We start from the raw sequence: 496 nt of genomic DNA, 5'->3' as shown, positions 1-496 counted from the left end.
GCTTTTAAAGCAGGGTTGGTCGCCTGAGGTTATCTCTGGTCGATTGAAGTTAGATCACCCTGACGATCCTCTTTTTCATATAAGTCATGAGGCAATTTACCAGTGGGTCATTAAAGACTTTAAGAACTCTGGTGACCTATATAGTTACTTAGCAAAAAGACATAAAAATAGAAGAAAGCAGAAGAAATATGGTGACTTACGAGGGCAAATAAAAGGTAGAATCAGTATTCATGATAGACCCCAAATTGTAGATAAACGCAGTAGAATTGGTGACTGGGAAGGGGATTTAGTTGAAGGAAAAAAAAGCTCTGGCTACTTCGTGACACACCTAGAGCGAAAGACTCGATACCTGATAGCAAAGAAAATTGATGATAAGAGAGCTGCTTCATTTAATCGTGTTTCAATAGAAGCCTTTCAAACCCTACCCAAGGAAAAAAGACTTACGTTGACACTTGATAACGGTAAGGAGTTTAGTGCCTTCAAAGAGCTTGAGAGC

General features: G+C 39.3%; 1 protein-coding gene. It reads left to right on the top strand.

The window, feature by feature from the left end:
* Positions 1-496 (top strand): IS30 family transposase (locus tag AB4135_RS22150; RefSeq protein ID WP_371995567.1); only part of this gene is annotated, 496 nt, incomplete at both ends.

Source organism: Shewanella sp. 10N.286.54.B9 (assembly GCF_041468565.1).
Lineage (GTDB): Bacteria > Pseudomonadota > Gammaproteobacteria > Enterobacterales > Shewanellaceae > Shewanella.
Note: the sequence above shows the minus strand (reverse complement) of the source record. Positions and strands in the feature narration are given on the sequence as shown.